This is a genomic window from Streptomyces sp. V4I23 (assembly GCF_030817975.1).
Lineage (GTDB): Bacteria > Actinomycetota > Actinomycetes > Streptomycetales > Streptomycetaceae > Streptomyces.
Window position 1 is genome coordinate 1 of record NZ_JAUSZW010000001.1, and the last position, 15,050, is coordinate 15,050.

At 65.7% G+C, this 15,050-nt stretch carries 10 protein-coding genes and 4 pseudogenes; 9 read left to right on the forward strand and 5 right to left on the reverse strand.

Features of this window, described 5'->3' with window-relative positions:
• The 3 genes and pseudogenes from QFZ82_RS00005 to QFZ82_RS00015 all read right to left on the reverse strand — a co-directional run.
• Positions 1 to 1,065 (reverse strand): IS30 family transposase (locus QFZ82_RS00005; protein ID WP_307711208.1); only part of this gene is annotated, 1,065 nt, incomplete at its 3' end.
• A 56-nt stretch (positions 1,066 to 1,121) separates the two neighbouring features.
• A pseudogene (locus QFZ82_RS00010) lies at positions 1,122 to 1,928 on the reverse strand (IS5 family transposase).
• A gap of 79 nt (positions 1,929 to 2,007) precedes the next feature.
• Positions 2,008 to 2,313 carry a transposase gene (locus QFZ82_RS00015; protein ID WP_307711209.1) on the reverse strand — a complete coding sequence of 102 codons (306 nt, stop codon included), beginning with the start codon at positions 2,311 to 2,313 and terminating at the stop codon, positions 2,008 to 2,010.
• A 316-nt stretch (positions 2,314 to 2,629) separates the two neighbouring features.
• Between QFZ82_RS00015 and QFZ82_RS00020 the strand changes: the two genes are divergently transcribed.
• The 8 genes and pseudogenes from QFZ82_RS00020 to istA all read left to right on the forward strand — a co-directional run.
• Complete coding sequence (locus QFZ82_RS00020) at positions 2,630 to 2,833, forward strand: hypothetical protein (RefSeq protein ID WP_307711210.1); 204 nt, start codon at positions 2,630 to 2,632, stop codon at positions 2,831 to 2,833.
• A gap of 52 nt (positions 2,834 to 2,885) precedes the next feature.
• Entirely contained in the window at positions 2,886 to 3,149 is a 264-nt protein-coding gene (locus QFZ82_RS00025) for a hypothetical protein (protein ID WP_307711211.1), read from the forward strand.
• Positions 3,150 to 3,385: 236 nt separating this feature from the next.
• Positions 3,386 to 4,198, forward strand: a complete 813-nt coding sequence (locus tag QFZ82_RS00030; protein ID WP_307711212.1) for an SDR family NAD(P)-dependent oxidoreductase — start codon at positions 3,386 to 3,388, stop codon at positions 4,196 to 4,198.
• Between the two features lie 126 nt (positions 4,199 to 4,324).
• Complete coding sequence (locus QFZ82_RS00035) at positions 4,325 to 8,311, forward strand: type I polyketide synthase (protein ID WP_307711213.1); 3,987 nt, start codon at positions 4,325 to 4,327, stop codon at positions 8,309 to 8,311.
• Positions 8,312 to 8,367: 56 nt separating this feature from the next.
• Positions 8,368 to 10,206: an acyl-CoA dehydrogenase gene (locus tag QFZ82_RS00040; RefSeq protein ID WP_307711214.1), complete on the forward strand. Its 1,839-nt coding sequence runs from the start codon at positions 8,368 to 8,370 to the stop codon at positions 10,204 to 10,206.
• A 198-nt stretch (positions 10,207 to 10,404) separates the two neighbouring features.
• Positions 10,405 to 10,715 (forward strand): annotated as a pseudogene (locus QFZ82_RS00045) (transposase); the annotation flags it as partial.
• 41 nt (positions 10,716 to 10,756) lie between these two features.
• Complete coding sequence (locus tag QFZ82_RS00050; RefSeq protein WP_307711215.1) at positions 10,757 to 11,140, forward strand: helix-turn-helix domain-containing protein; 384 nt, start codon at positions 10,757 to 10,759, stop codon at positions 11,138 to 11,140.
• Between the two features lie 51 nt (positions 11,141 to 11,191).
• Positions 11,192 to 12,181 (forward strand): annotated as a pseudogene (istA, locus tag QFZ82_RS00055) (IS21 family transposase); the annotation flags it as partial.
• A 75-nt stretch (positions 12,182 to 12,256) separates the two neighbouring features.
• On the opposite strand, the gene QFZ82_RS00060 reads toward istA, so the two are convergent.
• A protein-coding gene (locus QFZ82_RS00060; RefSeq protein WP_307711216.1) for an IS3 family transposase occupies positions 12,257 to 13,416 on the reverse strand; the annotation gives its coding sequence in 2 pieces (ribosomal slippage) (positions 12,257 to 13,152 and positions 13,152 to 13,416; 1,161 coding nt in all).
• A gap of 71 nt (positions 13,417 to 13,487) precedes the next feature.
• Here QFZ82_RS00060 and QFZ82_RS00065 point away from each other — a divergent pair.
• The gene (locus tag QFZ82_RS00065; RefSeq protein ID WP_307711217.1) at positions 13,488 to 14,090 is read left to right on the forward strand and encodes a transposase; all 603 of its coding nucleotides are present in this window, start codon (positions 13,488 to 13,490) and stop codon (positions 14,088 to 14,090) included.
• On the opposite strand, the pseudogene QFZ82_RS00070 reads toward QFZ82_RS00065, so the two are convergent.
• Positions 14,018 to 15,022, reverse strand: a pseudogene (locus tag QFZ82_RS00070) (IS3 family transposase); the annotation flags it as partial. The gene QFZ82_RS00065 and the pseudogene QFZ82_RS00070 sit on opposite strands and share 73 nt — an antisense overlap.
• Positions 15,023 to 15,050 lie beyond the last annotated feature (28 nt).

Sequence of the window (15,050 nt, forward strand, 5' to 3'; positions counted from 1 at the left end):
CTCATCGTACTGGCTGAAGGTCGACAGGTTCGTTCCTTTGGGCAGGTACTGCCGTAGCAACTTGTTGGTGTTCTCGTTGGTGCCACGTTGCCAGGGGCTACGCGGTGCTGCGAAGAACACGTCGACACCGGTGTCAGCGCTGAGACGCTTATGGGCTGCCAATTCCATGCCGCGATCCCAGGTCAGCGTGCCGCGTAGACGGGGATCCATGCGTGCGTAGGTCTCGGCCAGAGCGGGAACGACCACGGTGGTATGGCGACTGGCGAGCTTCACGACCTTGAGAAACCGCGTCTTCCGGTCGACCAGTGTGGCGACCTGGCTGTTGTTCGAGCCGATCACCAGATCGCCTTCCAGGTGTCCGGCTTCGCTGCGGTCCTCCTCCGCCGCCTGGGGCCGCTCCTCGATCGGTCGGGCATCGATGATCTGTGAACGCCACTGTCCCTTCACCGTGTGACGCTTGTTCTTCCGGATCGGGCGGCCAGTTCGCAGGCGTTTGCACAACTCGCGGGGCACCACTTTCCATCGGGTGGTGTAGAGCGACCGGTAGATCGTCTCGTGGCTGATCCGCAGACCCGGGTCGTCACTGTGATGTAGACGCAGATGCCCGACGATCTGTTCCGGCGGCCACTCCTCCCTCAGCAGGGTCAGCACCGTCTGCCTCAACGCGGGCCTGCGGGTGAGCAGGCACTGTTTCGGACGTCGGGCGCGGTCAAGGGCGCGTTCCTGCGCAGCGATCGCCCGGTAGACATCGCGTCCGCCGTTGTTGTTGACTTCACGGCTGATCGTCGACACCGCACGTCCCAGCAAGCCGGCGATCGCCCGGTAGGAATCGCCGGCACAAAGCCCGCGTGAGATCTCCTCCCGCTCGCCCATCGTCAAGCTTCCGGCGCGCGCCTTGCGGGGCACGGGAGCGATTCCTCCATGGTGCTTGAGGACGGTGAACACCGAGCCCGGCGGCTTGCTGATCTGTCTCGAGATGACGCTGATCGACTCCCCGGACCTCCACCGCCGCCACAGGTCGGCCTTCATCTCGTCCGACATCCCCGGCCGACCCAGTCTTGCCACGTATACCGTCCTCAACCAGCGCTGTTGCTCTGACCGGTTGAATCTAAGAGGATGTCTCACGTGGTGAGTTTTGCGAGCTTCTTGTAGCAGGTCAGGGCCGCCGCGAGTCCGAGGAAGGCCAGGAAGTGGCTGCCCTTTCGCTCGTATCGGACGGTCAGGCGGCGGTAGCCGAAGAGCCAGGAGATCGACCGTTCGATCTTCCAGCGGTGCCGGCCGAGACGCTCGCTGGACTCGATGCCGGGCCTGGCGATGCGCGGGACGATGCCCCGCTCGCGCAGCCACTTCAGCCTCTCGGCGGAGTGGTACGCCTTGTCGGCACGGAGCCTGCCGGGGCGGCGTCTACGGGGACCGCGCCTCGAGCGGATGGCGGGTATGCCCAGGACCAGCGGCAGCAGCGCCTGGCTGTCATGAACGTTCGCGCCAGAGACGCCAAGAGCGAGGGGTAAGCCTTGCGCGTCGGACAGTACGTGGAGCTTGCTGCCCTTCTTGCCCCGGTCGACCGGATTGCGCCCGGTCAGCGATCCCCCTTTTTCGCACGGACCGAGGCCGCGTCCACGATCGCCGAGGTCCAGTCCACCTCACCACGGGCCCCGAGTTCGTCCAGAACGGCCCGATGCAGCCGCCGCCACAGCCTGTCCTTGGTCCAAGCGGAGAACCGGCGGTGCGCGGTGGCCGGCGAGACACCGAAAGTCTCCGGCAGATGGCGCCAGGCACAGCCGCTGGTCAGCACGTACACCACAGCCGTGAACGCTGCTCGCTCATCGACCGGGGCCGTGCCTCCACCCTGCGGGACGGGAAGTAAACGAAGGCAACAACGGTGCGACGAGCGACCAGAGTTCGTCAGGAACCAACCGCTGCGACAAACCAACAACCATGGCAAAGCATCATGCCGCATCCACCTAACGCCACGTGAGACACCCTCGAAGTCCCAAGCGGCGGTCTTCACTTCATCTCCCGGGCGAAATAGGCCGCTGCCCGGCGAAGGATCTCCCGCTCCAGCTGCCATTCCTTCTCGTTCTTCAGCAGCCGGGCATTGTCTGCCCGCAGCCGGGCCCGCTCGGCCTCGGTCTCCTGGGACGCAGCGGCGGCAGGCGGTGCGTCGGCGTTACGCACCCAGCTGCGGAGCGTCTCGGGGTTGACATCCAGATCGGCCGCGACGTCCTTGAACGTCCTTCTGCCGGCCGAAGCCCGCCACAACGCGATCGCGTCGGACCGGAACTCCGCACTGTACTTCGAGGGCCTTGCCACGTGGATCTACACCTTCCAGGATCACCAAGATCCATTGTCAGGTGTGTCCACACCGCGGGGATCACCTCACCCCAGGTCTACACCTTCGGCAAGGTCAGGCTTCCGGAGGGGCAGGAGGTGAACAAGTGTCAATGGAGACAACCTGGATCGGCGAGGAGGTGGCTCCAAAGTGCCAGGCAGCTTGAAGCCCGCCGTCTGCTAGTGACACCGCTTCGACGGTTGGACAGGCTTAACCCATCGAACGCAACACCCTACAAAACAGGGTGAAGGCAGAGAAACGACGCAATAGACGGCTATTCAAAAGGTGGAGTCTGTCATGTCCCGGATCATCGCAGTGCTGCTCACGTCCGCCGCTTCGATCGCCGGCGTCACCGCCTCCGGCGCCGTCGCCCCCAGCGCTTCGGAGCCCCGAGGCGTGGTAGCGGGTGACGGATTCGGCTGGGGCACCGGACAGATCCTCGACGACGGATACGGCTGGAGCCACCCCAAGGACACCACCAACTCCCCCCGGCAGCTCTGACACCGACGGCAGACGGGGACACACACCAGCCCCCGCTGAAACTCCGATGTACATGATCACAATACGGCTGGTCGGTTCCCGTGGAACCCCCGCTGCTCCGGCCCGCCTCAGAGAACTGCTCACGGCCCACTTCGCCCCCGCGGACCGGATCGAGCACCTGTGGCTACGCACCAGCGCAGGCCAGATCGACATGGTCCTCTTCATCCTCGCCGGATCCGAGGCCGAAGCCCTGCTCGCCGCTCACGCCGCCTGCGGCCGGGCCCTCGACCGCTCACCCCAGCTGACGGCGTGGCGCATGCACGACACCTACCACTAGTACGAGCTGCCTCTGTGACAGCAACGCACCTTCTGCGCCCTGTCCACCGCACCCCACCCTCACCACGGCCCGCGCGTCGGCCACCGCCGCGAAAGGCAAAGATCGGTGCAAGGACACGCCCTGGCAGTAGCCGAAGTGGATGGCTACGAACTGTGGCTAGGGGTTCGGAGAGCGCCGCCCAGTCGCTGGCTAAACCTGGTGCACAGAGAAATAACGAGCGAACATTGGAGTTTGCCATGTCTGTCAACGACTCTTTCCGACTCGATGGTGCCCGAGCCCTTGTCACGGGTGCTTCTCGAGGAATCGGCGCGGCCATCGCCTGCGCACTGGCCGAGGCGGGCGCAGACCTCGCGCTGGCGGCAAGGACTAAGAACGCGCTCAAGGTGACCGCCGATCACGTGGAGCGAGTCGGAGGCCACGCCGCGCTCCTCGCCGGGGACCTCGGCGAGACGGGTACGTCCGCGCGCCTGGTCACCGAGGCTGCCGAACAGTTGGGTGGCCTGGACATCCTGGTGCACAACGCCGGCGTGCTGCCTGCCAATGACGCGGGAGAAGCATTGTTCAAGCCGCTGGCTGAGACCACCGACAAGGAGTGGGAGCCGGTCATCTCGGTGAACCTCGGAGCTTCGGTGGGTCTTTGCCGTGCGGCATACCCGTACCTGGCAAAGTCGGGGCGCGCGAGTGTCATCCTCATCTCGTCGATCTGCGGCACGATGGCCTCACCCAGTATGGACGCGTACGCCGTGACTAAGGCAGCCCAACTGTCGCTACTGCGCTCGCTGTCGGTCGGCTGGTGCGGTGACGGCATTCGGGTCAACGCTGTTTGTCCTGGGTGGACAGCGACTGACATGAACGTCGCGGTTCGGGAAGACCCGGAGCTTGGTCCAGAACTGCTCAGCCATGTACCACTGGGCCGGTGGGGGCGCCCCGAGGATATCGCCGCCGCCACGGTCTACCTTGCGTCGCCGGCTGCCGCGTTCGTGACTGGACACGCACTTGTGGTTGACGGTGGCCTGTCCGTTGCACCAGTGATGGGCTCCATTTCCTGAGCACCGGCACCGGGAACCGATAAAGGACTCGCCGCCCACTGCGGTTCCCGGCACCCCGGTCTGCTCCAGAAAACACTTCACCCACAAGTAGATCACTTGCATATCATTGAGAAGGGTTGCTCGGGCATGAGAACTTCATTTACCACGCCGGCGAAACAGGCGACTGACGGCAACCCTAGGCAGGGCGGAGCGCCCCCCATCCAGGCGATCCCCGTGGCCGTCGTCGGAGCATCCTGCAGGTTGCCTGGTGGCGTCGACTCCGCGGCCGCGTTGTGGGACCTCGTGAGAAATGGCCGGGATGCCGTTACCAAGGCGCCCACGGACCGTTGGAGTGAAGAGGCATGTGCCGCTTTGGAGCGTGAGGCATCGCGTCCCTTAGAGTGGGTCGGCGGATTCCTGGGCGACGACCTGGGTGCTTTCGACGCCGAGTTCTTCGGTATCAGTCAGGAGGAAGCGAAGCTCATCGACCCCCAGCACCGGCTGCTGCTGGAGGTCACCTGGGAAGCCTGCGAACACGCCGGGATACCTACGGCGGAGCTTTCAGGGACTCGCACCGGTGTGTTCACCGGGCTCTGTAATCCCGACTACGTGACCTACTCCCCGTGGCTGCCCCAAGGCGGCGGGCCGTATTTCATGACAGGCAACCAGTTCGGCACAGCACCCGGACGGGTCTCGCACTTGCTCGGACTGCGCGGGCCGAGCGTGGCGCTGGACACCTCGTGCTCATCTGGGCTCGTCGCGGCACACCTGGCCTGCCAGAGCCTGCAGACGGGTGAGTCCGATCTTGCTCTTGCCGGCGCCGCGAATCTGTTGCTGAGTCCTCGCGTTTTCAGTTCCTACAACGAGTTCGGCGTACTCTCACCGACCGGAAGATGCAAGAGCTTCGACGAGAGCGCCGACGGGTACGTTCGCGCCGAGGGATGTGTCGTGCTCGTGCTGAAGCGGCTTGAGGACGCCGTGCGCGACCAGGACCGAGTACTCGCGGTGCTTCGGGGCACTGCCGTGAACCACGATGGACGGACCTCTCGCTTCGCGCTGCCTTCGGCCGAGTCTCAGTGCGAACTGTTCCGCACCACCCTCGCCAGGGCCGGTGTCGACCCCGCCACAGTGGGCTTGATCGAGGCGCACGGAACCGGAACCAAGGCAGGAGACCGGATAGAGCTGTCGTCTCTGGCCACTGTGTATGGCGAGGGCAGTGGCCGGTGTGCGCTGGGCTCGGTCAAGAGTAACCTCGGCCACACCGAGGCAGCGGCGGGAATGGTAGGGCTGCTGAAGGCCGTGCTCGCCGTCCAGCACGGCGAGGTCCCGGCCTCCCTGCACTTCCGGCGGCTGCCACCGGAGGCGGACGGGACGATGGCCCGGCTCTTTGTCCCCACGCAGACTCAGCCGTGGCCGATCGAGAGGGAGCCGAGGATCGCCGCGGTCTGTTCCTACGGCGTGGGCGGAACCAATTCCCACGCCGTAGTCGAGGAGCCCCCCGCACCTCCGCCGACCGTGCATCTCACCGCGGAAGGCACACAGACATACCTGGTCTCGGCGGGATCTCCGACGGCGTTGGAGATTTCCGCCACCCGGCTGGCCGAGTGGCTGGAGGGGCCAGGTTCGTCTGTGCCACTACAGCATGTCGCGCACACACTGGCACTGCGCAGGACCCATGCTGCCGAACGGCTGGCTGTGCTGGCACGATCGCGTGACGAGCTGATCTCCTGCCTGCGCGGCTATGTCGAGGGGACACCGGAGCGAGGCGTGATCTCCGGTTTTGCGCGCGACACCGAGGGACGGGGCCCGGTCTGGGTGTTCAGTGGCCACGGCTCACAGTGGGTGGGCATGGGGCGTGATCTGCTTGATCATGATCCGGTCTTCGCTGATGCCATTGCCGAAGTGGATCCGTTGGTGGTGGCTGAATCCGGCTTTTCCCCGTACGAGTGGCTGAAGTCCGGAATCGAGGCCACCCGCGTCGACCAGGTGCAGCCGCTGATCTTCACCATGCAGGTCGCGCTGGCCCGCGTGCTGCGGGCGAGGGGCGTGGAACCCAGTGCAGTCGTGGGGCACTCCATGGGGGAAGTCGCCGCGGCGGTCGTGGCGGGAGGGCTGGACCTCCGCGATGGCGTGAAGGTGATCTGCCGTCGCTCCTTGCAGTGCGTGGCGCAGTCGGAGGCAGGCACTGGCGCCATGGGCGTAGTCGAGTTGGCAGCCGAGCAGGTACGAACAGAGGTCGAGTCTTTATCCGAGGTAGATGTGGCGATGGTGGCGGCCCCGCGACTGACAGTGATCAGCGGAAGCTCCGAGCACGTACTGCGGCTGGTCACAGGCTGGCAGGCACGGGGCATCGCGGCACGGATGGTGGCCGTCGACTTCGCCTCACATTGCACGCTCACCGCTCCGCTTGCCCGGGCACTCGGAGAATCGCTGCATGATCTGCGGCCACTCTCGCCCACTGTGCCCTTCTACACCACCGTCCTCCCGGACCCGCGCACCGTGCCGGTTTTCGACGCGGCCTACTGGACCGCCAACATGCGCGATCCTGTTCGAGCGGCAGACGCGACGAGAGCGTTGGTGGCCGACGGCTACCAGATCTTCCAAGAGATATCGCCGCATCCGGTGGCCACTCAGCCGCTGACTGAGACGCTTGAGCACCTCGGAGTGGGCGACGTCACTGTGGTCCTGCCGACGCTGCGGGCCAAGCAGGACGGCCTGGAAGCGCTGAACGGCGTCCTCGCTGCACTGCACTGTTCAGGGCAGGACGTGCACTGGGAACGTTGGTACTCCTCCGGCGTCCTCGCCGAGGTACCGCCGACGTCCTGGGATCGTCAACGCCATCTGATCGACATGGACTCCGTGCGCCCCGGTACGCATACCGGCCTGAATCAAACCGGTTCCGGCGAACAAGGGGTCGAGCCCAAACCGGCCGACGCGTGTGACCTGCTCGTTGCGCTTGACTCCGTGCCTACTACCTCCGAGCGCAGGTCGTTGATCCACAAGTATCTGAACGGACAGCTTCGGGCCCTGCTGCACCTGAGGGCACGCCGAATCAGTCCCAGCGCCCAGTTCGCCAAGCTCGGCTTGGACTCACTGCACGCCATGCGCCTCAGGAGCACACTGCAGAACGCCCTGGGTATCGCTATTTCCCTTGCGGAGATCTGGAACCACGCGACGCTGGAGAGCCTCAGCGCTTACCTCTGCGAAAATCTGGCGTCCACGAAGGACAACGCGCAGGCAGTTCCTCCGCGGCGACAGGCAGTCCCTCCTCCTCCGCCGCGGCAGCAACCGCTGCTTCACCAGTCGGACATCGTCGAGCTGCCCACCGGCCGATTCCACTATGTGCACTGGGGAGCCAGCCCCAACGCCCGTACGCCCGTCGTGCTGTTGCACGCCAATTCGGGATCGGCCGCGAGCTGGTCGCGAGTCGGTCCCGCTCTGGCGGAACGGTTCGCCGTATTCTCGCTCGACCTACGCGGCCATGGCGCAAGCAGCACACCGGAGGCCACCTGTTACGGACTGCGCGCGGTGGCCGACGATGTGGCCGATTTCATGAGGGCGCTTGGTTTGAAAGCACCATTGGTTGTCGGCCATTCGTGGGGCGCCGCCGTGGCACTTGTGCTCGCCAGCGGCGCCGAGACAGACCGGCCGGCCCCGGTGCTGTCCGGACTCGTCCTCGAAGACCCGCCACCCGTCTTTTCCCCGGCACGGCAGGGGAGAGAACTCGAGAGCTTGACCGCAGCGCTTGCCATGACAGCGCCGGAAGCCCGAGAGAGCCTGCTGGCAATGCGTCCCGAATGGGATCCTGCGGATCGCGAAAGCCTCGTCGAGGGGTGGCGGCAGGCATCCAGAGTCAACGCAACACGCATCGTGGACGATGGGAGCCTGTCTGGCCCGCTGCTGCCCTTGATTGCCAATGTCGCTGCACCAACCTTGCTGCTGAGGGCCGACCCACGCTGTGGCGGCATGCTCGCGGACAGCGAGTGGGCCCAGGCACAGAGTTTCCTGCCGACCGGTAGCACAGCAATCAACATGGCCGAGGCGAGCCATGAAATCCATCGAAGCCGGTTCGACGACTTCATGGCCGCCGTCTGGCAATTCACCGAAAAAGTGATCAGCGAGGCCCGCCTGTGATCCCAGCACTTAGCGGAGCAGGAACACCACCGGCCCGACCAACCCAGGAGCCCTCAATGGATACACCTTTCCTTCCCGAGCAGCCGACTGAGTTGCAGACCCTCCTACACGGCGATGGGTTTGCGCACCTCAGTGAACTCGACACCCTCCTTCGGGAGCCCGAGTTCGCCGGCCAATCACCTGCTACAGCCCTTGAGCGGGATCAGCGGACCTACCGCAGGTTGGCTGTCGTCGGGCGGTTCGAGGGCGGGGCGAAGGCCCTCGTCGCCGACACGGAGAGGCTCACCGCGGCGCAGGCATGGATGGCGGTGGCCGATCCGTCGCTGTTCCACGCCGCGCTCGTCCACTTCAGTGTGTGCACCTGGTCGATTCTTACCCTCGGTCGTCCCGAAGGGTACTTGGATGAGCTGACCGAAGAGCTGGACTGTCAACGAGCAGCCGGAACCATCATGATCACAGAGCTCGGCCGGAGCAACAGTCATATCTGCCCCGGCACCGAAGCACACTTCGACCCGGAGAGCAGGAGTTTCACCCTCCATACCCCCGACCCCGCTTCGGCCAAGATCATGGCGAACGTGGCAGCAGACGGGGTCGCGAACACCTCGATCGTCTACGCGCAACTGATCGTCGAGGGTCGAAAGTGTGGCGTCTTCCCCTTCGCGATCCGTGTGCGCACTGTCGAGGGACCCTGCGCGGGCATCCGAATCTCCGCGCTGTCGGAAGTCCCCTCCATCCCGTTGGACTACGCCCTCGTCAGCTTCCACGGCGCCCGAGTCGCGTACGACGGCTGGCTACGAGACGAGGCCTTCATCAACGCGGACGGACAGTTCGTGGACCCATTGGAAAGCCCTTCGCATCGGCTGGTCCGTTCCCTGGCATTCAACGCGCACGCCGCACTGGGTGCGGCAGTGGGGCTGGCAGCAGCGGCCAGGGCAAGCGTCACCATAGCCATGCGGTACGCAAATCAGCGCATCACCTCAGGAACGCTGGCACCAGGGCTTGGGGTCCTGGGCTACAGCACCCAGCAACTCGCCTTGTACTCCGCCCTCGCAGAGGTATACGCGACCACCTTCCTCGTAGAGCAGGCCAAGACCTGGTACCGAGAGGGCAACCCGGCCGGGGCACGCACCGCGAAGCCGACGTGGGCGCCGTGGACCGCCGTTCACAGAGGCTTGGCCCTTACCAAGGCCGCTGCTACCAGTTGCCTGGCACGCGTGACGAACACGGCCCGCGCTAGCAGCGGCGCACAAGGGCTACTCAGCGCCAACCGGCTGACCGAATACGAAGGCGCTGCTCAAGTTTATCACGCAGCCGTCGGCGACAATCTGCTCACTCGACTCGACGCCGGCAAGAACCTGACACAGGACAACAGCTTCCACCCCAATGCCGACCTCCCGGACTCGTTGGACGATTGCTCGGACCCAGAAACCGTGCTGGCGCTCGCGGCCGTCAAGGAAGCAGTTCTTCTCAGCGAGCTTCGCGAGCACGTCGCACAGGCTAGCCCAGGTGCCACAGAATTCGAGGTGTGGAATCCGGTCATGCCCAAGGCCCTCCAGCTTGCCGACGCCCATACGAGGACATTGGCGCTGCGGGCCTTCGAAGGCGCGGTCGTCAACGCTCAGGACGAACTGACCAGGGAGCAGCTCCGCTCCGTGCAAATTCTTCACGGCCTCACCATTCTTGAAGAGGACCTAAGCTGGCATCTCGAGCGCGGAACTCTCTCACGCGAGGACGCCACGCAGATCCACACAGCACGCACTCAGGCAGTGGCGAAAGTCCACGAACACGCGGCTGCGCTAGTGGACGCATTCGCGATTCCAACGACCAGGCTTCACGCGCCGATGGCCGAGAATGACTATATCGACGCAATGACCCCGGAACTCCACCGCCCATAGAGTCTTGCCTAGCCTCGATCTTTCGTGACGGTCTGCCGACGGAGTTGGCAGACCGTTTCGCGTTCTGTGTCTGATGGTGGGCAGGCTGACTGCCCGTCTGTCGCGTCGGGTGAGCACCGGGTTCCACGGCTCCGGTGGGCTGGTGCTGTGAACCGTTCCGGGTTCGGTAGGGACTCGATCATTTGAGAGGATCGAGTCATGGCACGTCCTTCCCAGTACCCGCTTGAGCTGCGTCGTCGGGCGGTGCGGATGGTCGCCGAGGTGCGGCCGGAGTACGACACCGAGTGGGCCGCTATGAAAGCAGTCGCCCAGAAGCTGGGCATCGGCACGACCGAGACCCTGCGGAAGTGGGTACGGCAGGACCAGGTCGACGCTGGACCCGGCCGGGGACGACGACGGAGGAGTCCGCCGAGCTGAAGCGGCTGAAGAAGGAGAACGCCGAGCTCAAGCGGGCGAACGAGATCCTCAAAGCCGCGGCCTTAGATTCAACCGGTCAGAGCAACAGCGCTGGTTGAGGACGGTATACGTGGCAAGACTGGGTCGGCCGGGGATGTCGGACGAGATGAAGGCCGACCTGTGGCGGCGGTGGAGGTCCGGGGAGTCGATCAGCGTCATCTCGAGACAGATCAGCAAGCCGCCGGGCTCGGTGTTCACCGTCCTCAAGCACCATGGAGGAATCGCTCCCGTGCCCCGCAAGGCGCGCGCCGGAAGCTTGACGATGGGCGAGCGGGAGGAGATCTCACGCGGGCTTTGTGCCGGCGATTCCTACCGGGCGATCGCCGGCTTGCTGGGACGTGCGGTGTCGACGATCAGCCGTGAAGTCAACAACAACGGCGGACGCGATGTCTACCGGGCGATCGCTGCGCAGGAACGCGCCCTTGACCGCGCCCGACTGTCGGCGACGGCTGAAAAGTGGACCAGGGGCGGCGCTTGAAAGTTGACCCCCTCCGGGGGTCTGGCTCGTTGAGTCAGGCCGGGAGGAGTGGTGATCAGCGTGGAGGACTGGGCGGAGATCCGTCGGCTTCACCGGGCCGATCAGATGCCGGTTCGGGCGATTGCAAGGAAGCTGGGGAGCGCGAGGAACACTGTCCGCAGGGCGATCGCGGACGACGCGCCGCCGAAGTATCAGCGGGCGCCGAAGGGCTCGATCGTGGACGCGGTCGAGCCGCAGATTCGTGAATTGCTCGAGCAGTGGCCGGAGATGCCGGCGACGGTGATCGCGGAACGGATCGGCTGGGACCGCGGTCTGACGGTGCTCAAGGAGCGGGTCCGGGACCTGCGGCCGGCCTATCGGCCTGCGGATCCGGCCTCGCGGACGGTCTATGAGCCGGGCGAGATCGGCCAGTGCGACCTGTGGTTCCCTCCCGCCGACATCCCGCTCGGCTTCGGCCAGGTCGGGCGGCCGCCAGTGCTGGTCATGGTCGCGGGCTACTCGCGCTGGATCACCGCCCGGATGCTGCCCTCCAGGTCTGCGGCCGACCTGATTGCCGGGCACTGGCGGCTGCTGAATGAGCTGGGTGCCGTCCCCCGGGTGCTGGTCTGGGACAACGAGGGAGCCGTCGGTTCCTGGCGGTCCGGCGGACCCCAACTCACTGACGAATTCGCCGCGTTCGCCGGACTCCTGGGCATCAAGTTCCTGCTCTGCAAGCCACGGGATCCAGAGGCCAAGGGCCTGGTCGAGCGGGCCAACGGCTATCTCGAGACGTCGTTCCTGCCCGGACGGGTGTTCACCTCGCCAGCCGACTTCAACATCCAGCTCGCCGACTGGCTGATCAGGGCCAACCGGCGCATCCACCGCACCTTGCAGGCCCGCCCGGCGGACCGGCTGGAGGCGGACCGCTCCCGGATGCTGGCCTTGCCGCCGATCGCCCCGCCGGGCTGGTGGAAGGCATCGCTGCGACTGCCCCGGGACCATTACGTCCGCCTGGACACCTGCGACTACTCGGTGCATCCCCTGGCCGTCGGCCGCCGCATCGAGTGAGCTGCCCCGAGTTTCGTAGAGTCCGGTGGTCTTGTTTCAGGCGGACTGCGGGGTGGCTTCCTGTTGTCGTCAGAAGTCGCGTTCGTACTCGGCGGGCGGTACGTAGTCGAGTGCGGAGTGCAGGCGTTCTTCGTTGTACCACGTGACCCACTGGAAGATCGCCCGTTCGACCTGGTCGACGTCCCGCCACGGCCCTTGCATCTCGATCAGCTCGGCCTTGAACGTGCCGTTCAGGGCCTCGGCCATCGCGTTATCGTACGAGTCGGCCACGGAGCCGACCGACGCGGAGGCGCCGATGTCAGCGAGCCGGTCGGTGTACCGAATTGACACGTATTGAGATCCGCGGTCGCTGTGATGAATGAGGCCGGAGCCTGCCTTGATCCGGCGTCTCCACAGACCCATCTCCAGTGCGTCCAGGGGCAGTTCGGTCCTCATGTGGTTCGCGACCTGCCAGCCGACGATCATCCGCGAGTACACGTCCAGGACAAACGCCACGTATGCCCAGCCCGACCACGTCCTCACATAAGTCATGTCGGCGACCCAGAGCTCGTCCGGGCGGGAGGCTGTGAAGTCCCGATCGACCAGGTCCGGCGGCCTCGGCGCCGACGGTTCGCAGATCGTGGTGCGGCGCCGCTGTCCGCGAATGACACCCTCCAGGTTCAGCTTGGCCATCAGGCGCTCGACGGTGCAGCGGGCGACGTCCACCCCCTTGCGCTTGAGGGCACGGGTCATCCGGCGGGCTCCATAGGTGCCGTCCGACTCGGCGTGGACCGACTCGATCACAGGCATGAGCTGTTCATCGCGGAGCCGGCGGGCCGACTTCGGCCGCTTCTTGCGGGCAAAGTACGTCGACGGCGACAGCTCCAGCACCCGGCAGACGGGATCGACCCCGAGACCCTTGTCACGCAGATGGTCGATCACCTGCTCGGCCTCGTCCGGGGACGGTCGATCTCCTGGGCAAAAAACACCGACGCGGCCTTGAGGATGTCGTTCGCCCGCCTCAACTCCGCCACCTCTTTGCGGAGTTGCCTGAGCTCGTCCTGCTCGGCGGTGGTCAGCCGGTCGTCGCGCTCGCCACGGTCGGCCTCCGCCTGGCGGACCCAGCCGCGCAGGGCCTCTTTATGGATGCCCAGGTCCTTCGCAACGTGCGCGATCGGGCGGCCGGTGGAACGGACCTCGCGGACCGCGCGCTCGCGGAGCTCGTCCGGGTATTTACGGGGTGCAGGCATGGTGTTGGTGGATCTCCTTCGCCAGGACCGTAACCCTGGCATCAGGGACTCCACAAATCTCAGTACAGCTCATGGTGTGGCAGAAGCTGATCACAGGCCTGATCGACCTCGACGTGGCAACGCCCAGCACGAAGGCCCTGCGAGACCTGCGCCGCCGGGTCGGCGCCACGCCACTGCAGCGCTTGTTCGAGGTGCTGGCCGGGACGCTGGCCCAGCCGTCGACACGCGGGGTGAGGTTCGGGCCGTTCCGCACGGTTTCCTTCGACGGCTGCAGCTCCATCAAGATCCCCGACAGCAGCCGCAACACCGACCGCTTCGGACCGCAGAGCCGCGGCGGCTACCCGATGCTGGAGTTAATGACCTTGGTGGAGACCGGGACCCGGGCCCTGATCGGCGCGGTGTTCGGCCCGACCAGAGAGGGCGAGACCGACTATGCCCGCCGACTGCTGCACCACCTGCGCCCGGACATGCTGGTCCTGTGGGACAAGGGCTTCGACGCCAACGCCTTCCTCGCCGCCGTGGCCGACACCGGCGCCCAGTTCCTGGGCCGGATCCGCGCCAACCGCCGCACCCCCGTCCTTGTCCGTCTCGCGGACGGCTCCTATCTGTCCGTCATCGGCACCGTCCCGGTCCGCATCGTCGAAGCGCAGATTGAACCGCCCCGGGTCCGGTAGAGATCCCAGATGTTAATTGTGACCTGGGGTTTCGTGGTTGCGAGGTAGTGGTTGTTCTCGTATTCGACGGGCGGGACGTGGCCTATCTCACTGTGGAGTCGTCGGTGGTTGTACCAGTCGACGTACTCGGCGGTGGCGAGTTCGACGTCGGACAGCGTCTTCCACGGCCGTCGGGGCTTGATCAACTCGGTCTTGAACAGCCCGATCGTGCTCTCCATCAGGGCATTGTCATAGGCATCGCCGACCGATCCGATCGAGGCGGCGCGGCCGGCAGCGTCCAGATGCTCGGCGAGCCGGAAACTCGTATATTGCGACCCGGCGTCGGAGTGATGGATCAACTCGCCGGGTTGAATGGGGTGTTGGTCGCGGTCGCGTTGCCAGATCGCCATCTCCAGGGCGTCCAGCACGAAGCCCGTTTCCTTCACGGTGGCCGCCGACCAGCCGACGATCCGGAAGGAGAAGGTGTCCACGACGAAGGCGACGCAGACGACTCCGGCCCAGGTCGCCACATGCGTGAAGTCCGCGACCCAGCAGCGGTTCGGCGCCGGAGCGACGAAGTCGCGCTCGACGCGGTCGGGCGCCCGCTCGGCCTGCCCGCCCGGGATCGTGGTGATGACCCTCTTGCCGCGGACGGCGCCGGCGATGCCCAGCTCGCGCATCAGCCGTTCGACGGTGCAGCGGGCCACCGTGTGACCCTGCCGGTTCAGCTCCCGCCAGATCTTCCGGGCCCCGTAGACCTGATAGTTGGACGTGTAGACCTCCTCGATCAGCTCCCTCAGCTCGGCGTCGCGCACGGCCCGCGCCGATGGCGCGGAGCCCCGCTGCTTATTCGCGTAGTAGGTGGAGGGGGCGATCTTGCAGTCGTGCTCGGTCAGCACGCGGCAGATCGGCTCGACGCCGCCGAAGCGGTCCTTGTGCTCGTCGATGAACGCTACGAGCGTGTGTGTGGCCGGTCGATCT